The sequence below is a fragment of the Halomonas smyrnensis AAD6 genome (assembly GCF_000265245.1).
In the GTDB taxonomy this organism is placed as follows: Bacteria; Pseudomonadota; Gammaproteobacteria; order Pseudomonadales; family Halomonadaceae; genus Halomonas; species Halomonas smyrnensis.
This window is the reverse complement of the sequence record NZ_AJKS02000001.1, coordinates 149,239-170,717: the sequence shown is the minus strand read 5'-3', so window position 1 is coordinate 170,717 and position 21,479 is coordinate 149,239. Positions and strand designations below refer to the sequence as shown.

23 protein-coding genes are annotated in these 21,479 nt (G+C 68.9%); 6 read left to right on the top strand and 17 right to left on the bottom strand.

The window, feature by feature from the left end:
- Nucleotides 1-17: 17 nt before the first annotated feature.
- On the bottom strand, nt 18-1,025 hold the full coding sequence (locus UYS_RS0200755; RefSeq protein WP_016853579.1) for a zinc-dependent alcohol dehydrogenase family protein: 1,008 nt from the start codon (nt 1,023-1,025) through the stop codon (nt 18-20).
- A gap of 64 nt (nt 1,026-1,089) precedes the next feature.
- Nucleotides 1,090-2,289 (bottom strand): M24 family metallopeptidase, encoded by a 1,200-nt coding sequence (locus UYS_RS0200750; protein ID WP_016853578.1) that lies wholly within the window; start codon nt 2,287-2,289, stop codon nt 1,090-1,092.
- Nucleotides 2,290-2,426: 137 nt separating this feature from the next.
- Here UYS_RS0200750 and UYS_RS0200745 point away from each other — a divergent pair, with 137 nt between their 5' ends.
- Nucleotides 2,427-3,146, top strand: coding sequence for a YebC/PmpR family DNA-binding transcriptional regulator (locus UYS_RS0200745; protein ID WP_016853577.1), 720 nt, complete (start codon nt 2,427-2,429; stop codon nt 3,144-3,146).
- 92 nt (nt 3,147-3,238) lie between these two features.
- On the opposite strand, the gene UYS_RS0200740 is transcribed toward UYS_RS0200745, so the two are convergent.
- From UYS_RS0200740 to UYS_RS0200720, 5 genes are all read right to left on the bottom strand, one after another.
- A complete protein-coding gene (locus tag UYS_RS0200740; protein ID WP_016853576.1) occupies nt 3,239-4,012 on the bottom strand; it encodes an META domain-containing protein in 774 nt (257 codons plus the stop codon).
- Nucleotides 4,013-4,087: 75 nt separating this feature from the next.
- Entirely contained in the window at nt 4,088-5,497 is a 1,410-nt protein-coding gene (gene dbpA, locus UYS_RS0200735; RefSeq protein ID WP_016853575.1) for an ATP-dependent RNA helicase DbpA, read from the bottom strand.
- Between the two features lie 157 nt (nt 5,498-5,654).
- Nucleotides 5,655-6,089, bottom strand: coding sequence for a DUF4399 domain-containing protein (locus UYS_RS0200730; protein ID WP_016853574.1), 435 nt, complete (start codon nt 6,087-6,089; stop codon nt 5,655-5,657).
- Nucleotides 6,090-6,232: 143 nt separating this feature from the next.
- Entirely contained in the window at nt 6,233-7,363 is a 1,131-nt protein-coding gene (locus UYS_RS0200725; RefSeq protein WP_016853573.1) for a substrate-binding domain-containing protein, read from the bottom strand.
- Between the two features lie 189 nt (nt 7,364-7,552).
- The gene (locus tag UYS_RS0200720; RefSeq protein ID WP_016853572.1) at nt 7,553-8,170 is read right to left on the bottom strand and encodes a LysE/ArgO family amino acid transporter; all 618 of its coding nucleotides are present in this window, start codon (nt 8,168-8,170) and stop codon (nt 7,553-7,555) included.
- Between the two features lie 126 nt (nt 8,171-8,296).
- Here UYS_RS0200720 and UYS_RS0200715 point away from each other — a divergent pair, with 126 nt between their 5' ends.
- The 5 genes from UYS_RS0200715 (at nt 8,297) to UYS_RS0200695 (ending at nt 11,323) form a co-directional block, all read left to right on the top strand.
- Complete coding sequence (locus UYS_RS0200715; RefSeq protein WP_016853571.1) at nt 8,297-9,166, top strand: LysR family transcriptional regulator ArgP; 870 nt, start codon at nt 8,297-8,299, stop codon at nt 9,164-9,166.
- A gap of 104 nt (nt 9,167-9,270) precedes the next feature.
- Nucleotides 9,271-9,591, top strand: coding sequence for a hypothetical protein (locus UYS_RS0200710; RefSeq protein ID WP_016853570.1), 321 nt, complete (start codon nt 9,271-9,273; stop codon nt 9,589-9,591).
- 52 nt (nt 9,592-9,643) lie between these two features.
- The gene (locus UYS_RS18305) at nt 9,644-9,871 is read left to right on the top strand and encodes a hypothetical protein (RefSeq protein ID WP_156821514.1); all 228 of its coding nucleotides are present in this window, start codon (nt 9,644-9,646) and stop codon (nt 9,869-9,871) included.
- A 118-nt stretch (nt 9,872-9,989) separates the two neighbouring features.
- The gene (locus UYS_RS16660; protein ID WP_016853568.1) at nt 9,990-10,889 is read left to right on the top strand and encodes a S66 peptidase family protein; all 900 of its coding nucleotides are present in this window, start codon (nt 9,990-9,992) and stop codon (nt 10,887-10,889) included.
- A gap of 227 nt (nt 10,890-11,116) precedes the next feature.
- Entirely contained in the window at nt 11,117-11,323 is a 207-nt protein-coding gene (locus tag UYS_RS0200695) for a cold-shock protein (RefSeq protein ID WP_016853567.1), read from the top strand.
- A 219-nt stretch (nt 11,324-11,542) separates the two neighbouring features.
- Here the strand turns inward: UYS_RS0200695 and UYS_RS0200690 are convergent, their stop codons facing one another.
- From UYS_RS0200690 to guaA, 10 genes are all read right to left on the bottom strand, one after another.
- The gene (locus UYS_RS0200690) at nt 11,543-12,826 is read right to left on the bottom strand and encodes a dicarboxylate/amino acid:cation symporter (protein WP_016853566.1); all 1,284 of its coding nucleotides are present in this window, start codon (nt 12,824-12,826) and stop codon (nt 11,543-11,545) included.
- A gap of 72 nt (nt 12,827-12,898) precedes the next feature.
- Nucleotides 12,899-13,768: a glutathione-dependent disulfide-bond oxidoreductase gene (yghU, locus tag UYS_RS0200685; RefSeq protein WP_016853565.1), complete on the bottom strand. Its 870-nt coding sequence runs from the start codon at nt 13,766-13,768 to the stop codon at nt 12,899-12,901.
- A gap of 187 nt (nt 13,769-13,955) precedes the next feature.
- Nucleotides 13,956-14,942: a porphobilinogen synthase gene (gene hemB / locus UYS_RS0200680; protein ID WP_016853564.1), complete on the bottom strand. Its 987-nt coding sequence runs from the start codon at nt 14,940-14,942 to the stop codon at nt 13,956-13,958.
- A gap of 166 nt (nt 14,943-15,108) precedes the next feature.
- Nucleotides 15,109-15,981: a putative RNA methyltransferase gene (locus UYS_RS0200675; RefSeq protein ID WP_016853563.1), complete on the bottom strand. Its 873-nt coding sequence runs from the start codon at nt 15,979-15,981 to the stop codon at nt 15,109-15,111.
- Nucleotides 15,982-16,096: 115 nt separating this feature from the next.
- Nucleotides 16,097-16,222 carry a hypothetical protein gene (locus tag UYS_RS18950; protein WP_272943079.1) on the bottom strand — a complete coding sequence of 42 codons (126 nt, stop codon included), beginning with the start codon at nt 16,220-16,222 and terminating at the stop codon, nt 16,097-16,099.
- A gap of 204 nt (nt 16,223-16,426) precedes the next feature.
- Entirely contained in the window at nt 16,427-17,317 is an 891-nt protein-coding gene (locus UYS_RS17790; protein ID WP_016853561.1) for an HTH domain-containing protein, read from the bottom strand.
- A gap of 520 nt (nt 17,318-17,837) precedes the next feature.
- Nucleotides 17,838-18,737, bottom strand: a complete 900-nt coding sequence (bla, locus tag UYS_RS0200660) for a class A beta-lactamase (RefSeq protein ID WP_026068256.1) — start codon at nt 18,735-18,737, stop codon at nt 17,838-17,840.
- Between the two features lie 135 nt (nt 18,738-18,872).
- Nucleotides 18,873-19,022, bottom strand: coding sequence for a hypothetical protein (locus tag UYS_RS18620; RefSeq protein WP_016853559.1), 150 nt, complete (start codon nt 19,020-19,022; stop codon nt 18,873-18,875).
- A 2-nt stretch (nt 19,023-19,024) separates the two neighbouring features.
- Nucleotides 19,025-19,762: a zeta toxin family protein gene (locus UYS_RS0200650; protein WP_016853558.1), complete on the bottom strand. Its 738-nt coding sequence runs from the start codon at nt 19,760-19,762 to the stop codon at nt 19,025-19,027.
- 104 nt (nt 19,763-19,866) lie between these two features.
- Complete coding sequence (gene guaA, locus UYS_RS0200645) at nt 19,867-21,444, bottom strand: glutamine-hydrolyzing GMP synthase (protein WP_016853557.1); 1,578 nt, start codon at nt 21,442-21,444, stop codon at nt 19,867-19,869.
- Nucleotides 21,445-21,479 lie beyond the last annotated feature (35 nt).

The following is a 21,479-nucleotide window of genomic DNA, read 5'->3' as shown; positions in this document are numbered from 1 at the left end:
GGGTTCAGGCGGGGGGATCACCAGGTCAGGCAGATCTTACCGAAGTGGCGGCCGGTTTCCTGGTGGCGGAAGGCGTCGGCGATCTCGCCGAGCGGGAACTCGCGATCGATCACCGGCATCATGCCGTTGGCCTCGATGGCGCGGACCATCTCCTGCTGCTGGGTGCGGCTGCCGACGATCAACCCCTGCAGGCGGGCCTGCTTGGCCATCAGCTTGGCCGTGGGCACCTCACCGCCGACGCCGGTCAGCACGCCGATCAGCGAGATGTGGCCGCCGATGCGCACCGCCTCGATGGACTGCGCCAGGGTGCCCGGGCCGCCCACCTCGATCACGTGGTCGACGCCCTTGCCGCCGGTCAGCTCCTTCACCTTGCGGCCCCACTCGGGGTCCTCGCGGTAGTTGACCACATGCTCGGCGCCCAGCTCGCGCAGCCGCTGCATCTTGGCCTCGGACGACGAGGTGGCGATCACCCGGGCGCCCATCATGCGGGCGAACTGCAGGGCGAAGATCGACACGCCGCCGGTGCCCAGCACCAGCACGATATCGCCGGCCTTGAGGCCGCCATCGCCCACCAGCGCACGCCAGGCGGTCAGGCCGGCGGTGGTCAGGGTCGCCGACTGGGCGTGGGACCAGCCCTCCGGCTGACGGGTGAAGCCGGTCGCCGGACGCACCACCGATTCGCGGGCGTAGCCGTCGATGCCGTCCCCCGGCACGGTGGCGAAGTCGCCGTGGCGCGCCGGACCGTCCAGCCACTCGGGGAAGAAGGTGGACACCACCGCGTCACCGACGGCGAACTCGCTCACGCCCTCGCCGACCGCCTCGACCACGCCGGCGCCGTCCGACATCGGGATGCGGCCGTCCTCGGCGGGCGACGCGCCGGTCACCACCAGGTAGTCGTGGAAGTTGAGCGAGCTGGCGTGCAGGCGCACGCGGATCTCGCCGGGGCCGGGCTCGCCGGGGGCCGGCTGCTCGCCGAGTTCGAGCCGATCGAGCCCGCCCGGGGCCTTGAGATTGACGACCTGCATGCTGCCTCCTGATTCGTTTAATAGCTTGCTAACGTAAAACACAATGGGGGCATCCGCGCGACCTTCAAGGCCGCTCGTGCAACTGCCAGTCATTGTCGGTGAGCGGCTCGCCCCCGCTCGGGGTGACGCGCACGGTATCGCTCACGCCGATGCCGAAGCGCCCCGGCAGGCGCAGACACAGCGGCAGGTGAAAGACCATGTCCGCCTCGAGCTCGCGTTCCTGGCCGCGGGCGAGATAGCCGGTGCCCTCGACCCAGCTGGGCGGAAACTGGGCGCCCACCGAGTAGCCGAAGACGCCGGAGAAGAAGGCCCGCTCGGCGATCCCGGCGTTCAAGCCGGCGATGGCCGCCTCGCCGGCCCGGGCCGCGTCGTCGAAGGTGTTGCCCGGCCGCATCGCCGCGCACAGCGCCTCGAAGGCGGCCCGGCAGGCGTCGCGCAGCGCCCGCATCTCGTCGTCGGCGCGGCCGGCCACGGCGGTGCTCATCATCGGCGCCGTGTAGCGCTCGAAGGCCGAGCCGAACTCCAGGAACACCGGCTCGCCGGCGCCGATGGTGCGCCGCTTGTGATTGACGTGGATGGTGCCGGAACGCGGCCCGACGGTGACGATGGGCTGCAGGCTCATGAACTCGCTGCCCGCCGCCAGCATCGCCCGGGCGCCCTCCGCCGCCACCGCGTTGTCGGTGACGCCGGGGGCGATGACCTCGCGGGCGGCGCGGATGCCGAGCCCGGTGATCCGCGCGCTCTCGCGCAGGCAATCGAGCTCCCACGGGCTCTTGACCAGCCGCAGCGCATCGACCAGCGCCCCGCCGTCGTCGCGGAAGCGCCCGGTGCCGAGCCGCTCCTGCAGCGGCACCAGCACGCCGTGACGCAGCCCGGCGCTCAGCGGGTCGAGGCCGATGGCGCGATGGGGGGCCAGCGTCTCGGCCAGCGGCGCGACCACCTCCTCAGGGCTCTCCCAGCGATAGCCGAGCACCTCGTCGACCCGGGCGGTGACCACCGCCGGACCGGTCTCGATGGACGGCACCTGCAGCACCAGGCGCGCGGCATCGACCACCAGGCAGGCGTGCACCGAGACCTCGAAGGTGTGATAGCCGGTGAGATAGTAGAGATCGGCGGGATCGGTGAGCAGCAGCGCATCCAGGCCGGCCGCGGCCATGGCCTCGCGCAGGCGCCGGCAGCGGGCGTCGAGCTCGGCTTCGGGCACCGGCAGTTCGCTGCCGGCCAGGCGTTCGGCGAGGGCGTGGCGATAGGCGTGATGATCCATGCGGCGGACTCCAGCGGGGGGCCTTGGGCCAGTGTAGACGCCAGACGCCAGGGCGGCGGCGGGAAAATCAGGGCTGTCACCCTCGCCCGCTGTCTCGTAGAATCCAGTGCCGAGAACAGTCGCAACAGGAAAACGCAATGGGCAGGGCCTTCCAGAACCGCAAGGAATCCATGGCCAAGACGGCCGCCGCCAAGACCAAGGTCTACAGCAAGTACGGCCGCGAGATCTACGTCTGCGCCAAGCAGGGCGGCGTCGACCCCCACGGCAACCTGGCGCTGCGCGGCCTGATCGAGCGCGCCAAGAAGGACCAGGTGCCGTCCCACGTGATCGACAAGGCCCTAGACAAGGCCAGCGGCGCCGGCGGCGAGGACTTCGAGCCGGCGCGCTACGAGGGCTTCGGCCCGGGCAACGCCATGGTCATCGTCGAGTGCCTGACCGACAACCCGAACCGCACCATCGGCGACGTGCGCACCTGCTTCACCAAGACCAAGAGCAAGCTGGGCACCCCGGGCAGCGTCAGCCACATGTTCGACCACTGCGCCATCCTGGCCTTCCAGGGCAGCGACGAGGAGGCCGTGCTCGAGGCGCTGATGGAGGCCGACGTCGACGTCACCGACCTCGAGAACGAGGACGGCCACATCACCGTCTTCGCGCTGCACACCGAGTACGCCAAGGCCAAGCAGGCGCTGATCGACGCCTTCGGCGAGCTGGACTTCGAGACCGACGAGATCCAGTTCCTGCCCCAGGTCACCACCCCGGTGGAAGGCGACGACGTGGCGCTGTTCGAGAAGCTGCTGGACATGCTCAACGACGTGGACGACGTCCAGAACGTCTACCACAGCGCCGAGTTGCCCTGAGCCTCCCGGGCCCCAGGGCCAGCAACGACAGCGCAGAAACGACAGCGGCCGGCTCCCTCGGGAGCCGGCCGCTGTCGTTGATGACGTCGGCGTCAGGTCAGATGGCGCACCTCGAAGCGGGCGATCACCTCGCCCTCGGCGTCGAGCAGCTCGAGCCGGTCGGCCCGCACCCGATAGCCGGCCACGTGTTCGAGCATGGCGAGGAAACGCGGCTCGAGATCGTTGCCCGGCACGCAGGCCATGCGCGTGCTCGCCACGGTGCCGATGCTCAGGCCGTCGCCCTCGCGACGATACTCCCCGGTCAGCCGGTTGCAGCCGCCGAAGCCGGCCAGCCGCCCCCGCTCGCCGTGGAAGACCAGATGCGGTTCGCGCGCGCCCTCGGCCACGTCGACGGGCTCGCCGCCCAGCTCGATCAGCTTCCAGTAGCTGTCCTCGAGGGTCTCGCTGACGAACTGCCCGGTGCGCTGCACGCGGTAGTTGAGCGAGGAATCGATCGCGTTGCCCTCGAGGTCGAGCATCTCCAGGCTGTCGGCGCCCTCGACGACCCGCCACTGGCGCGGCCCCGCGTCGCCGCCCGCCAGCGTCAGGGTCTCGCCGCTGGCATCCAGCGACCACTCGCCCTGCTCATGGAAGCGGCGACCGTCGTCGTCGCCCAGATAGACCGACGAGAGGGTGTAGACGCCGTCGGGGAACAGCGAGATCTGGTAGCGAATCCCCGCACAGTCGGCACAGGGCAGCTCGCCGCGATAGCTGGCCGGCAGCTCGCCGAGTGCCGCCTCGGCCTGGGGAGAACGCTCGACGGCCGCACATCCTGCCAGCCACAGCGCCACAATCAGAAAATAAAAGAAGTGAAAGAGTCGTTTCATGGGCCATCATCCTGTTGATGAGTCAAAAAGCGTGCTTTCGACCGGCGTGATGACCCAAGGTTCGCCGTCAGGCCATCAACCGCTGATGCGGCGGGCGCGGAAGGTGCGTCCCTTCAGGCGGCCGCCGTTCAGCTGCGCCAGGGCGGGCTCGGCCAGCTCGCGCTCGACGGCGACATAGGTGCTGCGCGCGAGCACCTTGATCTTGCCGATCCGCGCCCCGTCGAGGCCGCCCTCGCCGGTGAGGGCGCCGAGGATGTCGCCGGGGCGGATCTTCTGCTGCTTGCCGGCGCCGAGCTGCAGGGTCGCCATCGGCGCCCGCAGCGGCATCGGCTCGCCCTTCAGGCGCGGCAGCGCCTCGGTCTCGAGGGTCTGGCCGAGGAAGGCCTCGAGCCGTTCCAGTCGATGCGTCTCGTTCTCGCCGACCAGGGTGAAGGCCACGCCCTGGTGGCCGGCCCGGCCGGTGCGCCCGACCCGGTGCACGTGCACCTCGAGCTCCCGGGCGATGCGGTAGTTGAACACCGCGTCGAGCGCCGCGATGTCCAGCCCCCGGGCCGCCACGTCGGTGGCCACCAGCACCGAGGCGCTGCGGTTGGCGAACAGCACCAGCAGCCGGTCGCGGTCCTTCTGCTCCAGATCGCCGTGGAGCGCCAGCGCACTGATGCCCGCCCGGTCCAGCGCCTCGGCCAGCTCGCGGGTCTCCTGCTTGGTGTTGCAGAACACCACGCTGACGGTCGGGCGCCGGTGCAGCAGCAGCAGGCGCAGGGCCTCGAAGCGCGCCGCGTCGTCCGCCACCCGGTAGAAGTGCTCGCGGATGGTGTCCTCGTCGTGGGGCTCCTCGATCGAGATCGCGACCGGGTCGCGGGTGCGCTCCTCGGCCAGCGGGCGCACGCCGTCGCCGTAGGTGGCGCTGAACAGCCAGGTCCGGCGGCTCTCCGGGGTCGCGGCGATGATCGCCTCCAGGGTCGCCTGGAAGCCCATGTCGAGCATGCGGTCGGCCTCGTCCAGCACCAGGGTGTCGAGGTCCGACAGCGCCAGGCTGCCACGGCGCAGGTGCTCCTCCACCCGCCCCGGGGTACCGACGACGAGATGGGCGCCATGGGCCAGCGAGGCCAGCTGCGGCCCCAGGGGCGCGCCGCCGCACAGCGTCAGCACCTTGATGTTGGGCAGGCCCCGCGCCAGCCGGCGCAGCTCCTCGGCGACCTGATCGGCGAGTTCTCGAGTCGGGCACAGCACCAGCCCCTGCACCCGGAAGCTGGCCGGCACGAGCCGCGACAGCAGGCCCAGCCCGAAGGCCGCGGTCTTGCCCGAGCCGGTCCGGGCCTGGGCGATCACGTCGCGTCCGTCGAGCATCGCCGGCAGGCTCTCGGCCTGGACCGGGGTCATCTGCCGGTAGCCCAGCGAATCGAGGTTGGCGAGCAGCTCGGCGGAAAGCGGCAGGCGAGAGAAGGCGCCGAGGGCGGCGTCCTGGGAAGGGGCATCAGTCACGGAGGGAGACCTGTCTGGAACGGCATGAAAGCGGGAGGGCGACGCTACCCAGTTGCCGGCTTCGGGGCAAGGGAAAAAGTTGCCGGCCCCGGGGCAAGCGGAAGAGCCGCCGGCCCCGAGGCCAGTGAAGAAGGGTCGCGCGCGCCCTCGCCGCCGCCTACTCCACGTGAATGGTGATGGGCTCGGAGGCCACGACCGGCTCGAAGCTCAGGTGGCGATAGTCGAGAAACAGCAGCTGCAGGGTGTGCTCGCCGGGCGACAGCTCCAGCGTGGTCTGGGTCTGGCCGCCGCCGAAGTGGCGGGTCTGCTCGGTGGCAGGCATCGGCGCGGTGAGATCCACCTCGTCGAGGGGCGTGTCGATCAGCAGGTGGTGGTGGCCGGTGTTCTCCACCTCGTTGCCGGCCGGGGCGACGCCCATGCCCTCGAGCCCCATGCGCACGGTGACGGGGCCCTCGACGGTGGCGCCGTCCTCGGGCGTGATGAAGTAGACCTCGGCGTCGGACGGCGCCGCGATGGGCTCCATCTGGGCCAGGGCGGCGGCCGGCAGCGCGGCGGCCAGCGAGACGATGCATCCTGCAAACCAATGACGCATGGCGATACCTCGATAGAAGAAGGCTGAAGTGTCAGGACGGTCCTTCGCCCGATGTCTGCCGGGCGGCCATCCGCGAGCGTGACGGTTCCAGTGTAACAACCATGAGGCATCGGGCCGACCACCGACACCCACGCGGGCCGGTGCTAGCCATCGTCGGGCGGCTCGCTCAGACGAAAGGCGCGCCGCTTCAGCTCGTCGATGCGCTCGGGCGGCGTGTCGCGCGTCACCAGCGCGATATCGCCGGCGAAGATCGCCGGCACCCGGGCCTGCTGATCGAGCATCACCAGGCGCATCGCCTCGGCCATGGCCACGCCGTTGTCGTCGTTGATGCGCATGGCGGTGACGTCCAGGCCACCGTCCTGCAGCGCCTCCAGCTCGGCCGCGCCGCCGCCCCAGCCGTTGAGCAGCACGTCCATGCGATCGGTCTCGCGCAGCGCCCGCAGCGCCGCCAGCGCCAGGTCGGTGGAGCCGGCGAAGATCATCTTCAGGTCGGGATGCTCCTGCAGGGTCTGCAGGGTGGCCCGATAGGCCTTCTCCGGGTCGCCGTCGGTGTCATAGCTCTCCACCTCTTCCAGTTCGGGGTGGCGGGCGGCCATGGCGTTGAAGGTGCCGTCGCGCATGCGGCTGACGTAGCCGGACGAGAAGTGCAGCGTCATGTACTTGCCCCGGTAGCCGGCCCGCTCGAGCATCCAGTCGGCGATCAGCCGCGTGCCCTGCACGTGGTCGAAGCCGACATAGAGAAAGGGCTGATCGTCCTCCCAGTCGGCCAGCGGCGTGGTGATGTTCTGCAGGATCAGCCGCGGCCGGCCGAGCGCCAGCACGCGCTCGATCATGCGCAGATGCGGCACGGTATCGAGGGTGAAGATCAGGTAGTCCGGACGCCACTGCAGGGCCGTGTTCAGCTGCCGGGCCTGCAGGTCCACGTCCACCGTCGGCCGCGACAGGTAGATCTTCAGCTGGTAGGGAAGGCGCAGCGCGCGCAGCCTGGCCTCCATCGACGCCAGGCTGCGCCGCCAGTAGTCCGAGGCCTGCAGGGCGGGATAGATGACGGCGATGCGGATCTCGCGCCGGGGCGGCGCTGTCAGCGGCAGGGCCGGCGCCTGGACCCGCGCGTTGAAGTCCGCCATCAGCGCCGGCTGCTCGGGATGGCGCTGCAGGTAGTCATCGATGCGCATGAAGTCGTTCGCCGCTCGCGCCGACTCCCCTGGCATCACCACCATCCATAGCACGACCAGCTGCACGGCGAACCGGGCGATCGATTGGCATCCGGCCATCTTCGACCCCTTGTCATGTTACCGCCCCGCCCGCGACTCCGATCGGGGCACCAGGGGGCACTGTAGCGCATGACACGGGCCGTGGCGACGCGCCGGAACCCGCGCAACGTCGCCGAATCGGCCGCCATCATCTAATAAGTTAACGCTTATATAGTGTGTACCAGCACGAGCCGGGACAGCGCAGCGGCGTCAGGCCATGGCCGCGGGCGGGGCGATGACCAGCTGCAGGGCGATGGCGGCCATCATCAGGCCGATGGCGCCGTCGATGCAGCGCCACGCCAGCGGCCGCGACAGCCACGGCGAGAGCAGCGCCCCGCCCCAGGCCAGCAGGCTGAACCACAGGATCGAGGCGCTGCCGGCGCCGACCACGAACGCCACGGCGCTGTCCTGCTGGGCGCCGATCGAGGGAATCAGCAGCAGGGTATCGAGATAGACCTGGGGATTGAGCACCGTCACCGCCAGCGTCGCCAGCAGCACCCGGGCGATGCCGGTGTCGCGAGCCTGCTCCACCGCCAGCCCGGCGCGACCGACGGCGGCGCGATACAGCGCCTGGACGGCCAGCCAGCCGAGGAAGGCCACGCCCAGCCAGCGCAGCGCCGCCAGGGTGCCGGGGAACGCCAGCAGCAGCGCGCTCATGCCGAACATGCCCGCAGTCAGCAGCAGCAGGTCGGTGCTCATGCACAGGCCCGCCGACCACCAGTGATAGCGGCGCCGCACGGCAAGCCCCAGCACGTAGGCGTTCTGTGCACCGATGGCGACGATGATCCCGCCGCACACCACCAGCCCGGCCAGATAACTCTCCAGCATCGATCCTCCCGATCGTCCGATGAACATGGCACGGCGCCGGGCATTCCCGGGCCGTCGTGAGCGCCAGACTAGCCGCGGGGCGTTATACTGAAAAATCATCTTCCTAATACTGCATCAGTTCTTCTTATGATCGACTACAAGCTGCTCGAGGCGCTGGCCACGGTGATCGAGACCGGCGGCTTCGAGCGCGCCGGCGAGACGCTGGGGCTGTCCCAGTCGGCGGTCTCGCAACGCATCAAGGCGCTGGAGATCCGCCTCGGCCAGCCGGTGCTGATCCGCCATCCGCAACTGGCCCCCACCCCGGCGGGCCGGCGGCTGCTCAACCACTATCAGCAGGTGCAGCTGCTGGAGCGCGACCTGCGTACCGCCCTGCCGACCCTGGACGCCGCCTCGCCGCGGCTGCGCATCGCCATCAACGCCGACAGCCTGGCCACCTGGTGGGCCGAGACCGTCGCCGAGCTGTGCCGCGAGGAAGGGCTGCTGCTCGACCTGGTCATCGAGGACCAGGACGTGGGCCTCAAGCGGCTGCGCGACGGCGAGGTGGCGGCCTGCCTGTGCGCCAGCGACCAGCCCATCGCCGGGGCCCGCTGCGTGCCGCTGGGCACCATGGTCTATCATCCCTTCGCCACGCCGGCCTACATCGCCCACCATTTCCCCGACGGCCCCACCGAGGCGGCCTTCCGCCACGCGCCGGCGATCGTCTACGGCCCCCACGACCAGCTGCAGCACCGTTTCCTCGCCCAGTGCGGCTATCACGGCGCCTTTCCCTATCACCTCTGCCCCTCGTCGGAGGGCTTCGTGCGCCTGGCCACCGCCGGCATCGGCTACGGCATGATGCCGCGGCGCCAGGTGGCCGATCTGGAAGACGCCGGCCGGCTCGCCAGCCTGGCCCCGTCGCACTGCCTCGAGGTGCCGCTCTACTGGCATTTCTGGCGCCACAGCGGCGCGCTGCTGGAACGACTGACGAGCGCGCTGGGCGAGGTGCAACTAACCTGAGCAGACGGTGCCAGGCCCCGAGCCGGCCGCTGTGTTCTTCTTCCGACGGAGCCTGCCCCACGATCGATCATTCATTCCAAGCCAAAGCCGATAAGGAGGTTCGCATGAAGGTCTACAAGCCCGAATGGCGCTGCACCCTGAGCGTGACCGAAGGCGCGGAAGCATCGGCCAGCTGGAAGACCCGCCTCGCCTGGCGGCTGAGACGGCTCGCCGACCGCCTGGACGGCGGTGGAAGGACGATCAGGCTCCACTGTCATACCGAGCCGACCGTGGCCCGGGAAGACATCGACGACTGCCTCGGCAAGGGCTTCCTCCTGGCCCAGGGGCTGCTCACCGAGCTCACCCAGCAGGCCGCCTGCGAGGACATCATGCGCGATGCCAAGGCGGAGCTCTTCGAACGGGCCGCCACCGATCCCAAACCCTGACCGCGATCCGCCGCCCTGCCATGGGCGGGGCGGCAACGGTCACCGAATCGCCATGCTGCACTGCAACAAAACGAGCTACACTGACGGTATCTCCCCCGAGAGGACCGCCACCATGCCGTCCACCACCGCGATCTTCGACAGCTATGTCCTGAAATGCTGGGCCGACACCGCCCGGCTCCAGACCCTCGCCCTGACGGCCCTGGCCGACTTTTTCGAAGATCGGCTCGAAGATCGACACGAAGACCGGCTCGAGACGCCTCCCGACAGGCGCCTCGACTGAGGCTCCGAGGCGTTCATCCCCGACACACGCCACGATCATGACGGCCGCCGCCCCGTGACAGCCGCCCGCATCCCGCCGACAATGCCGGGCTGCGCCCATCGTCCACGTGGAGTCTTCCATGCCGCTCGCCGTCAGCCTCATCGCCCCATCGTCCTTCACCGCCCCCGACGCCATCGATGCCGGCATTCGCGGCCTGGAGGCATTGGGCGTGGAGGTTCACGTCGAGGCACCGCTGCAGGCCCCCGAACGCTACCTGGCCGGCAGCCGCGAGCATCGCCTGGCCCGGCTGCATGCCGCCTTCGATGACCCCGAGACCCGGGCGGTGTGGGCGGTGCGCGGCGGCTACGGCGCCGCCCAGCTGGTCGACGGCATCGACTGGGACCGCCTGGCCCGGGCGAACAAGCCGCTGATCGGCTACTCCGACGTCACCGTGCTGCTGGACCACTGCCACCGCCACGGCGTGCCGGCGATCCACGGCCCGGTGGCCAAGGCCGCCGGCGACCTGCTCGGGGGTGACGGAACAGGCGAGGCCGACGAGCGCGACATCGTGCGCCGCCAGTTCGAGGAGACCCTGGCGCTGATCAACGGGCCGACCGCCCTCGACTACCCCCTCACCCCCTGGGCGAACGCGCCGACCCGCCTCGAAGGGCCGGTCACCGGCGGCAACCTCGCCACCATCGCCAGCCTGATCGGCACGCCCGCCGGCTTTTGCGCCCCGCCCGGCTCGCTGGTGATCCTCGAGGACGTGGGCGAGCCCTACTACCGCCTGGAGCGCGCGCTGTGGCAGCTGGTGCACGGCGGCGCCCTGGAGCACGCCGCCGCGGTGTGCCTGGGCACCTTCGAGGGCTGCCGGCCCTACGGCGACACGCCGCTCGAGGCCATCGTCGCCGAGACCCTGGCCCCGCTCGGCCTGCCGCTCTACACCGGCCTGCCCAGCGGCCACGGCCTGCACAACCGCCCCTGGCGCTACGGCGCCCCCGGCCGCGTCGCCGATGGCAGGCTGCTCATCGCGTCCTGAGCCCGACCGGCGGCGTGCGCCGAGCACGCGGAGAAAATAATCGTCGAAAGCCTTTGACCTGGACGGCCGGACGTGACAATGTGGCGCCAGTTGGTGAGCAAGCAGCATGGTTCCAGAAGCAATCGATTTCTTTCGACCGCCTGTAATTGTATTTCTTGTTGTACCCGCTACTGATCCTGGGTAATACCAGAAACTTTACTAGGCGCTTAGCGCGAGAGGATTTATACATGGCTACTGGTACCGTCAAGTGGTTCAACGATTCCAAGGGTTTCGGCTTCATTTCTCCGTCCGACGGCAGCGATGACGTGTTCGCCCACTTCTCCGAAATTCAGGCTGAAGGCTTCAAGTCCCTGCAGGAAGGCCAACAGGTCTCCTTCGACGTGACTCAGGGCAAGAAGGGCCTCCAGGCCTCTAACATCAAGGCCATCGACTGATCCCCGGATCGCGATGACCCGGTGAGCCTCGGTTCACCAGAAAAGGGCCCGCTTCGGCGGGCCCTTTTCGTTGTGGCGTTTCCGTTCCGTTCGAGCGCCCTCGCCTCGCTTTCGCCATGCGGGCCCCGGACGACGAGTGACGCCGCATGAGAAAACCCGCCGAATGGCGGGTTTTCTCGTCTCAGCGACTCGGCTCGGCAGCGTGCCGTGCCACCCCGCTCACGCGCGGGCGCCTTCCGTGGCCGCCTCGTCGTCCTCGACGGGCCGCTCGCTCAGGCGTTCGCCCTCGCTGCGGCCGATCACGGCGGTGCCGACCAGGTCGCCGGTGACGTTCAGCGCCGTGCAACCCATGCCGACCAGGGCATCGATGGCGGTCAACAGCGCCACGGCCTCGATCGGCAGGCCGACCTGGGAGAACACCGTGGCGATCATCACGATGCCCGCACCGGGCACCCCGGCGGTACCCACCGAGATCAGCGTGCCGACCACCACGACCTGCGCCATGCTGGCCAGATCCAGCGGCGCGCCCGCCACGTTGGCGGCGAACACCGCCGAGATGGCGATACGAATCGCCGCGCCGTCCATGTTCAGGGTCGCGCCCAGCGGCAGGCTGAAGCCGTAGAGCCCGCGGGACAGCCCCAGCCGGCGCGCGGCGTCCAGGGTCAGCGGCAGGGTGCCGGAGCTGCTCTGGGTGGCGAAGGCGGTGGCCATGGGCGTGCGCGCCTCGCGGAAGAAGTGGCGTGCCCTCACCCCGAAGCCCTTGAGCAGGCCGAGATAGACCAGCAGCTGCACGCCCAGCGCCACGTAGAGCACCACCACCATGTCGCCCAGCGACAGCAGCGTGCCGACGCCCTGCTTCGCCACGGTGCCGGCGACGATGGCGAACACGCCCACCGGCACCACGTGCAGGATGCCGCTCATCACCTTGAGGGTCGCGGCGTTGAGCGCCTCGATCAGGCCATGCAGGCGCTCGCCCAGCTCGGCGTGGGTCTCGGACTGGCGCAGCCGGGCCACGGCCAGGCCGAACACCAGGGCGGTGAAGATGATGCCGAGCAGGTTCTGCTCGGCGAAGGCCCCGACGATGTTGGTCGGCACGATGCCGAGCAGCACCGAGAGGATGCCGGGATTCTCCGGTACCGACACCGAGCCGGCGCCCTCGAGCGTCATGCCCTCCCCCGGCGACAGCAGGCTCGCCACCGTCAGGCCGACGACGATCGCCAGCGCCGAGGTCACCAGGTAGTAGAGGAACACCTTGCGCCCGATGCGCCCCAGGCTGCCGTCGCGGCCCTGGTTGACGCCGGACATCAGGGTGAACAGCACGATGGGCAGGATGATGAACTTCAACAGCCGCATCAGCAGCTCGCCCAGCGGGGCCAGCGCCTGGCCGACGGCCGGGCCGCCGATCAGGCCGACCACGGCGCCCAGCACCAGGGCGATGGTGACGCGCAGGATCAGCGAGCTGTCGCGATAGCCGCGCCACAGGGGAAACAGGAGAGTGGACATCTTGACCTCTTCGGAAACGATAAGCGCCGCGGACCTTAGGCCCGCGGCGCCTTGTGTGCAAAGACCAGATGGTTAGGAGCTTATAACGTCCTGCGTCTTGTACTGGAAGTCGCTGGCGTCGTGACGCTCGTGCAGCTGCGTCTCCGGCTCGCCGAAGGTGCGGTTGACCATGCGGCCGCGCTGCACCGCCGGACGGGCATCGATCTCCTTGGCCCAGCGCACCACGTGCTCGTACTCGTGCACGCTCAGGAACTCGGCGGCGTCGTACAGGCGGCCCAGCACCAGCTGGCCGTACCACGACCACACGGCCATGTCGGCGATGGTGTACGCGTCGCCGGCCAGATAGGGCGACTCGGCCAGGCGGCGATTCAACACGTCGAGCTGACGCTTGGTCTCCATGGCATAGCGGTCGATCGGGTACTCCAGCTTCTCCGGCGCGTAGGCGTAGAAGTGGCCGAACCCGCCGCCGAGGAAGGGCGCGCTGCCCATCTGCCAGAACAGCCAGTTCATGGTCTCGGTGCGCCCCTCGAGGTCGCCCGGCAGGAACTCGCCGAAGCGCTCGGCCAGGTAGAGCATGATCGAGCCGGACTCGAACACCCGGATCGGCTCGTCCGGGCCATGATCGACCAGCGCCGGGATCTTCGAGTTCGGGTTGATATCGACGAAGCCGCTGCCGAACTGGTCACCGTCGCCGATGCGGATCAGCCAGGCATCGTACTCGGCGTCCTGATAGCCCAGCTCGAGCAGCTCCTCGAACAGCACCGTGACCTTCACCCCGTTGGGCGTGCCCATGGAGTAGAGCTGGAACGGGTGCTTCCCGACCGGCAGCGCCTTGTCGTGGGTCGGCCCGGCGATGGGGCGATTGACGCTGGCGAAGGTACCGCCGCTGGCCTTCTCCCAGCTCCATACCTTCGGCGGAACGTACGCGTTACCTTGGCTCATGGGACCTCCTGGCTATCGGATGTTGGCAACAGACTAACACGTGGGATCACGTTAGCATCCTATCAACCCCTTAGGGCACACTTATCGCCCACCGCGAGGCTGATGGCCTCCCCGCGCGCACAAAAAAACCACCGCCCTCTCGGGCGGTGGTTCTCGTCTCACGGCAGGGCGCGGCGCGGGTCGGGCCTTATTTCCCCGCCAGCCACTCCGCCACCTGCTTGGTGTAGTAGCTGACGATCAGGTCGGCGCCGGCGCGCTTGAAGCCGACCAGGGTCTCGAACACCACCTGCTGCTCGTCCAGCGCGCCGCCCATGGCGGCGTACTTGATGCCGGCGTATTCGCCGCCGACCTGGTAGGAGGCCAGCGGCAGGTCGGTGCGCTGACGCAGGTTGGCCAGCACGTCGAGGTAGGGCGTGCCCGGCTTGACCATCAGGATGTCGGCGCCCTCGTCCTCGTCCAGCAGCGCCTCGACCAGCGCCTGGCGGCCGTTGGCGATGTCGAGCTGGTAGCCCTTGCGGTCGCCCTGGAGCTCGCTGTCCACCGCGGTGCGGAAGGGGCCGTAGAACGCCGAGGCGAACTTCGCCGAGTGGGCGAGGATCGCCACCTGCTCGAAGCCGGCGGCGTCCAGGCCCTCGCGCATGGCGCGCACCTGGCCGTCCATCATCGCCGAAGGCGCGAGCATGTCGGCGCCGGCGCGGGCCGCGGCGACGCTCTGCTTGACCAGGTTCTCCACCGTGGCGTCGTTGCAGACGTGGCCGTCCTCGACCACGCCGCAGTGGCCGTGGCTGGTGTATTCGCAGAAGCAGATGTCCGGGATGACCACCATCTCCGGGCAGGCCTGCTTGATGGTGCGGATCATGCGGGCCAGCAGGCCCTCGTCGTTCCAGGTGTCGCTGCCCAGCTCGTCCTTGTGCCGGGAGATGCCGAACGGCATCACGTAGCGCACGCCCAGCGCGGCCAGTTCCTTGATCTCGGCCTCGACCATGGCCTCCGGGTAGCGGACGATGCCCGGCATGGCGGACACCTCCTTGGGTTCGTCGATGCCTTCCTCGATGAAGATCGGATGCACCAGGTCGTTGAGGGAGAAATCGTGCTCCCGGACCAGATCACGCATGGCCGGCGACTGACGCAGCCGGCGGGGACGACGCAGGGGAGAGACTTCGAGTTGGCTCATGTTCATGGTTCCGCTTGTCGGCCCCTCGCGGCGCGCTTGGGCGCCGCGCCAGGGCCTGGGAATGTGGGGTCAGGCGCCTACGCTAACATGGCGCCCGGTTAGCGCCCTATCCACTGCGACCCTTCGCCCCACCCGGGGGTGTGCGCCAGCGGTGGGCCGGATCGCCCTAGGTTCGCACCAGCCGCGTCAGCCGCACGTCCACGGTGAGGCCGAGCGAGGTCAACGCCGCGGCCCTCTCGCGCCCCTCGGCGCTGGCGCGGTGCAGGTGAGGCGTCATCGCCAGCAGGTCGGCGATGGGCTCGGCGCCCTCGAGCGCGATGGGATAGCGCAGCGCCTCGGCGGGCTTCCGCGTGAAGCCCTCGGGCGCGACCTCGTCGTCCTCGCGGGGCGGCTTCAGGCTGGGGTAGATGATCTCGCGCAGCTCGCGCAGGTGATCCGGCCCGGCCTCGACCAGCAGCAGCTCGCCGCCCGGCTTCAGCACCCGGGCGAACTCCGGGTAGACGGGGAAGCCGAACAGGCACAGCACGCGGTCCAGGCTCTCTGCCTGCACCGGCAGCTGGGCGTTGGTGCCCACCACCCAGGTGGCGGCCTTCTCGCGCTTGGCGGCGGCCAGCACCGCCCACTTTGAGATGTCCACGCCCAGCAGCGACAGCGTGGCCGCCCCGCCCTGCGCGGTCTCGCTCTCGGCCGCCACACCGGCAAGCTCGCGCAGCGCTCGTAGATAAAAGCCCTCGCCGCAGCCGGCATCCAGGCAGCTCAGCGTGCCGCCGGCGGGCGCTTCGGCCAGCACGGCCCGGCCGACGGCCTCGGCGATGGGTCGATAGTGGCCGGCCTCGAGGAAGCGCCGCCGCGCCGCCACCATCGCCTTGCTGTCGCCGGGATCGCGGGAGCGCTTGTTCTGCACCGGCAGCAGGTGCACGTAGCCCTGGCGGGCGATATCGAAGCTGTGCCCGGCCGGGCAGCGCCAGGCGCCGTCGCGACGCTCCAGCGGGTCGCCGTCCAGCGGGCAGGCCAGCGCCTCGAACGATGTGGTGCTCATGGGTCGCCGATCCCCTTCCTTTGCTGGGTTCCTTCCGCGCGGCATGACGCGCTCATGCCGCGGCGGTGTTCACGGTCGCGCCATCGGGCCCCGCCCGATGGCGCGCTGGGCGACATTATACGCGGGCGGCCAGCCTTCCGACGGCGGCGATGGTCTCGTCGCGCTCGGCGCCGATCGCATCGGGCATGAAGGTATAGGCGACGGCGATCACCGCGCCGGTGGCCACATTCATCAGCGCCACGCCAACGCGGTCGTCGGCCTAACGCTCCAGCTCACCCAACTGTCGCTCGAGATCAGCCGCACCGGCGGATGTGGTGAACACGCTAGCAAATGCCGGCTGACCCGCGGCGAGCAGAGTCGCCGGGCGGTCTGGCGCGAGGCAAAAAAACTGATCCCGCCGTTGAGTGACGTGCCCCTACAGAGCTGCACCGTTCCTGAGGGAGAATCAGGCGCCGCCGGCCAACGCCAGGTCAACCGAGGCCTCGCAGCGCCGAAGGGCCGGGCGCTCGCGCAGGCCGGCCCAGTAGGCCTCAAACTCGGGCCGGCGCGGCAGGGTGCCGAACTGCATGCCCCAGCCGATGTGCGAGCCCACGTAGACATCCGCCGCGCTGAAGGCGTCACCGGCGATGAAGGGCCTGTTCGCCACGGCGCCGGCCAGGGTCTCCATGAGGGACCAGTAGTCGCCGCAGCCCAAGCGCATTGCCTGCTCCGGGGTGGGCGTAACGCCCAGAGTGTTGAGGGCGATGGCGCTCTCCAGTGGACCGGCGGCGAGGAACAGCCAGCGGTAGTAGTCACCCCTCGCGGCCGGCGACGGAGCCAGCCCCGCCTCTGGGAAGGCATCGGCCAGGTAGGCGCAGATGGCCGCGGCCTCGGTCACCACGGTGTCGCCGTGGCGGATGGCGGGTACCTTGCCCAACGGGTTGATGGCGATGTACTCCGACGACTTCATGGCGGCGCCGTACTCCAGCGTCACCGTGCGATAATTGACGCCGAGCTCCTCCAGCATCCAATGCACGATGCCGCCACGGGAGAGAGGATTGGTATAGAAGACCAGCTCGGCGGGTGCGGGCGCTGGCTCGGGCAAGGCACCATCGCCCTGCCCAGCCGCCTCGGGCTCCGCCAGGGCCGGCGGCGGCAGCGTGACCTCGGGCGGCAGCACATAACCCTGGCCGGGCTCGTTGACTACCTCGATCCCCACCGCGCGCAGCACGGCGATCTCTTGGTAGAGGGTGCGCAGCGAGCAGCCCAGCGCCTCGGCAAGTGCGGGGCCGGGCATGGGCTCCTGGCGATGGCGCAGGAGACGGATGAGCTCCTGCAGGCGAGTGGTACGAGTCATACTGGCCTCCCGGCGCCGTGGGCGCACGTCGATACACCGTGTATGCCACGCATGGTGCCTGCCCTTCCCCACCGGCACCAGCAGGCTCACGAATGAGCAAGGCGGCAAGATTGTCCTGCCACCCAACGATTACTCTCGTTCAAGAGAGTACCATCAGATCTCGAAGCCGAGTCCGAACGGCTCCCATCAGCGGCTCGGTGCCAGCCTCGATGGGGGCCTTATGGGCGCGGATGCGAAGATAAATTAGGGTCCGTATCCGATTGGTTCAGGCAGCTCAGCGTGGCGCCGGTCGGCGCTTCCGCCAGCACGGGGCGGCCGACCGCCTCGGCGATGGCCGATAGTGGACGGCCTCGAGGAAGCGCCGTCCAGCGGGCAGGCCAACGCCTCGAACGATGTGATGCTCATGGGTCGCCCATCCCCTTTTGTTGCTGCGTTCATGGCGCGCGGCATGACGCGCTCATGCCCCGGCGGTGTTCACGGTCGCGCCCTCGCCCCCTGCCCGATGGCGCGCCGGGCGACATTATACCCGGGCGGCCAGCCGTCCGACGGCGGCGATGGTCTCGTCGCGCTCGGCGCCGGTCGCGTTGGGCATGAAGGTATAGGCGACGGCGATCACCGCGCCGCGATCGCCCGGCCAGGCGATGCCGATATCGCTGGCGTTGCCCACGCCGTTGGTGCCGGTCTTCTCGCCCACCAGCCACGACGACGGCATGCCGGCGCGCAGCCGGGCGTCACCGACCTTGCCCTCGATCATCCAGGACGCGAGCTGGTGCCGCGACGAGGGCGACAGGGCATCGCCCAGCAGCAGGGTGCGCAGCGTCGCCATCATCGCCAGCGGCGTGGTGGTGTCGCGCTCGTCGCCCGGGTGGTCGTGGGTGTTCAGCGCGGGCTCGACGCGATCCAGTCGGGTGGTATCGTCGCCGATGGCGCGCAGGAAGGCGGTGACCGCCTCCGGCCCGCCGACGCTCTCGATCAGCGCGTTGGCCGCCGCGTTGTCGCTCCAGGCCACCGCCGCCTGGCACAGCTCCGCGACCGTGAGGCCGGGCTCGCCCAGCCGCTTCTCGGTGACCGGCGTCCAGCCGACGAGATCGCCCTCCTCGATCACGATGCGGCGATCCAGCGTCTCGCGGCCCTCGTCCACCCGGGCCAGCACCGCCGCGGCGATGAAGCACTTGCCGGTGCTGTTGAACAGGAACCGCTCGTGGCCGCGATGGCTCGCCACCGCGCCGGTAGCCACGTTCATCAGCGCCACGCCCACGCGATCGTCGGCCGACCGCTCCAGCTCACCCAACTGCCGCTCAAGATCAGCCGCACCGGAGGACGAGGTGGACGCACTAGCAAATGCCGGCTGGCCAACGGCCAGCATGGCGCCGGCGGCGCTTATCGTCCCGAGGACCTGGCGGCGTGAGAGGGTCGGCATGGTGGGGCTCCTGGGTGGGGTTCGGCGGAAAGGGAGCGAGCAGAGTAGCCGGGGCACAGGCCCGAGGCAAAAAAGAACCCGCCTTGTGGCGGGTTCCATTGGTGTTCATCTCAGGACACGCAGCAATGATTGCCGTCAGCGCTGTTCCTTGGCCTGCTCGAGGACGCGCTTCTGGCGGGCAATGGCGTTGCTGATCACCTTGTTACGCACCGCCTGTTTCTGCTCAGCAGTCGCGTGGCGAGCAAAATGGGTCAAGGGGGTCGACTTGGCGACGTGTTCTTTCATGCTCAATCCTCACCTACGAGCAGACTCTCTAGCTGCTCACGAGTGTAGCGCTCGGGCAGGTAGGCATCAATCGAATCGATGTCCGCCTCCCAGAGCTGATTCGCACCATCGTTGTTCTTGACGATCATGTCCAGTGTCACCCGATCGCCGAAGTCTTGCTTGATCTGCCGCACGACGTCCTGAACGCCCAGAAACTGGCGGATGAAGCTATCGAGCGGGATATTTCGGCCCTCGACCTCTTCACGGCTGCACACGAACTGCCAAGCGAGTTTAGGATGCTGATAGACAAAGAAAATCTGCACATCTCTGTCTTTGTTCAGCGAGCGCTCGATGTTCTTTCGAGCCACGTCGAGACTGGCAAGCGTCCCATCGAGGATGAACGACTGACGCTGTTTCAGCATCAGGTCATGTATTCTCTCCACTAAGATCGATACGGCCCGCTGGAACAGCCAGGAATTGCTGCCGGTGTAGCCGGGCAGATCAGTCCTAAGGTCGTCCGGATCGATGCGCAGTATCCGGCCCAAGCCGTCCATGCCTTCTTCACGAAGCTCATCGAGGGCGGTTACATACTCCTTGGATATCTCGGTCTTGCCCGCGCCGGGTGATCCCGCCATGAAGATGGAGACAGGATGTTCTTCAGGGGCAAAACGCTCCCGATCCGTCCGCTCTCGGGCGATGCGCTGCCTGTTCTGCCGGGCAAACGCCAGCGCCTCGGCCGAGATCTCTTCGTCGCTGTCCATCGCTTACTCCGCATCGAGCGGCTCAGGAGGAGCCAATGAAAAGGCCACCCGATGTCTCGAGTGGCCTCCCGAAGGCTACCAGCTAATGCCCGGCAGCGCTTCGATCACTCCCACTCGATGGTGGCGGGCGGCTTGCTGCTGACGTCGTAGGTGACGCGGGAGACGCCGGAGAGCTCGTTGATGATGCGGTTGGAGACCTTCTCCAGCAGCTCGTAGGGCAGGTGCGCCCAGCGGGCGGTCATGAAGTCGATGGTCTCCACGGCGCGCAGGGCGATGACCCACTCGTAGCGGCGGCCGTCGCCGACCACGCCCACCGACTTCACCGGCAGGAAGACGGCGAAGGCCTGGCTGGTCTTGTGGTACCAGCCGGCGTTGTGCAGCTCCTCGATGAAGATGGCGTCGGCCTCGCGCAGGATGTCGGCGTATTCCTTCTTCACCTCGCCGAGGATGCGCACGCCCAGGCCCGGCCCCGGGAAGGGGTGGCGGTAGACCATGTCGTAGGGCAGGCCGAGCTCGACGCCGAGCTTGCGCACCTCGTCCTTGAACAGCTCGCGCAGCGGCTCGACCAGCTTGAGCTTCATGGTCTCGGGCAGGCCGCCGACGTTGTGGTGCGACTTGATGACGTGGGCCTTGCCGGTCTTTGAGGCAGCGGACTCGATCACGTCCGGGTAGATGGTGCCCTGGGCGAGGAAGTCCACGCCTTCGATCTTGGCGGCCTGCTCGTCGAACACGTCGATGAAGGTGTTGCCGATGATCTTGCGCTTCTCTTCCGGGTCGGCCACGCCCTCGAGCTTGCCGAGGAACAGGTCTTCGGCGTCGGAGCGGATCACGCGCACGCCCATGTGCTGGGAGAAGGTCTCCATCACCTGGTTGCCTTCGTCCTTGCGCAGCAGGCCGTTGTCGACGAACACGCAGGTCAGCTGGTCGCCGATGGCCTTGTGCAGCAGCGCGGCGACCACGGAGGAGTCCACGCCGCCGGAGAGGCCCAGCAGCACGTGGCGGTCGCCGACCTGCTCGCGCACGCGGGCGATCTGGTCCTCGATGATCTGGGCCGGGGTCCAGTTGCGCTCGCTCTGGCAGATATCCAGCACGAAGTGCTCGAGGATGCGCTGGCCCTGCAGGGTGTGGGTCACCTCGGGGTGGAACTGCACGCCGTAGAAGCGCTTCTCTTCCCAGGCCATGGCGGCGATCGGGCAGCTCGGGGTGGAAGCGGTCACGCTGAACGCGTCCGGCACCTGGGCGACCTTGTCCCCGTGGCTCATCCACACGTCGAGCAGGCTCTTGCCGGTCTCGGAGTCGATGTGGTCGGCCATGTCCTTGAACAGCGCGGTCTCGAGGTCGAGGCGCACCTGGGCGTAGCCGAACTCGCGCTTGTTGGAGCCTTCCACGGCGCCGCCGAGCTGCTCGGCCATGGTCTGCATGCCGTAGCAGATGCCGAGCACCGGCAGGCCCATCTCGAACACGCACTGCGGGGCGCGGGGCGAGCCCAGCTCGGTGACGGATTCCGGGCCGCCGGCGAGGATGATGCCGTTGGGGGCGTACTCGCGGATCTCTTCCTCGGTGATGTCGAAGGCGCGGATCTCGGAGTAGACGCCGATCTCGCGGACCCGGCGGGCGATCAGCTGGGTGTACTGGGAGCCGAAGTCGAGGATCAGGATCTTGTGGGCGTGAATGTCGGTCATCTGGCCATTCCTATACGAGGCGGGCAAAACGGGGA

Coding starts and splice junctions, on each gene's coding strand:
- UYS_RS0200755 (WP_016853579.1), bottom strand. CDS start 1,025: ATGCAGGTCGTCAATCTCAAGGCCCCGGGCGGGCTCGATCGGCTCGAA.
- UYS_RS0200750 (WP_016853578.1), bottom strand. CDS start 2,289: ATGGATCATCACGCCTATCGCCACGCCCTCGCCGAACGCCTGGCCGGC.
- UYS_RS0200745 (WP_016853577.1), top strand. CDS start 2,427: ATGGGCAGGGCCTTCCAGAACCGCAAGGAATCCATGGCCAAGACGGCC.
- UYS_RS0200740 (WP_016853576.1), bottom strand. CDS start 4,012: ATGAAACGACTCTTTCACTTCTTTTATTTTCTGATTGTGGCGCTGTGG.
- UYS_RS0200730 (WP_016853574.1), bottom strand. CDS start 6,089: ATGCGTCATTGGTTTGCAGGATGCATCGTCTCGCTGGCCGCCGCGCTG.
- UYS_RS0200725 (WP_016853573.1), bottom strand. CDS start 7,363: ATGGCCGGATGCCAATCGATCGCCCGGTTCGCCGTGCAGCTGGTCGTG.
- UYS_RS0200720 (WP_016853572.1), bottom strand. CDS start 8,170: ATGCTGGAGAGTTATCTGGCCGGGCTGGTGGTGTGCGGCGGGATCATC.
- UYS_RS0200715 (WP_016853571.1), top strand. CDS start 8,297: ATGATCGACTACAAGCTGCTCGAGGCGCTGGCCACGGTGATCGAGACC.
- UYS_RS0200710 (WP_016853570.1), top strand. CDS start 9,271: ATGAAGGTCTACAAGCCCGAATGGCGCTGCACCCTGAGCGTGACCGAA.
- UYS_RS18305 (WP_156821514.1), top strand. CDS start 9,644: ATGCTGCACTGCAACAAAACGAGCTACACTGACGGTATCTCCCCCGAG.
- UYS_RS16660 (WP_016853568.1), top strand. CDS start 9,990: ATGCCGCTCGCCGTCAGCCTCATCGCCCCATCGTCCTTCACCGCCCCC.
- UYS_RS0200695 (WP_016853567.1), top strand. CDS start 11,117: ATGGCTACTGGTACCGTCAAGTGGTTCAACGATTCCAAGGGTTTCGGC.
- UYS_RS0200690 (WP_016853566.1), bottom strand. CDS start 12,826: ATGTCCACTCTCCTGTTTCCCCTGTGGCGCGGCTATCGCGACAGCTCG.
- yghU (WP_016853565.1), bottom strand. CDS start 13,768: ATGAGCCAAGGTAACGCGTACGTTCCGCCGAAGGTATGGAGCTGGGAG.
- hemB (WP_016853564.1), bottom strand. CDS start 14,942: ATGAGCCAACTCGAAGTCTCTCCCCTGCGTCGTCCCCGCCGGCTGCGT.
- UYS_RS0200675 (WP_016853563.1), bottom strand. CDS start 15,981: ATGAGCACCACATCGTTCGAGGCGCTGGCCTGCCCGCTGGACGGCGAC.
- UYS_RS17790 (WP_016853561.1), bottom strand. CDS start 17,317: ATGACTCGTACCACTCGCCTGCAGGAGCTCATCCGTCTCCTGCGCCAT.
- bla (WP_026068256.1), bottom strand. CDS start 18,737: ATGCCGACCCTCTCACGCCGCCAGGTCCTCGGGACGATAAGCGCCGCC.
- UYS_RS18620 (WP_016853559.1), bottom strand. CDS start 19,022: ATGAAAGAACACGTCGCCAAGTCGACCCCCTTGACCCATTTTGCTCGC.
- UYS_RS0200650 (WP_016853558.1), bottom strand. CDS start 19,762: ATGGACAGCGACGAAGAGATCTCGGCCGAGGCGCTGGCGTTTGCCCGG.
- guaA (WP_016853557.1), bottom strand. CDS start 21,444: ATGACCGACATTCACGCCCACAAGATCCTGATCCTCGACTTCGGCTCC.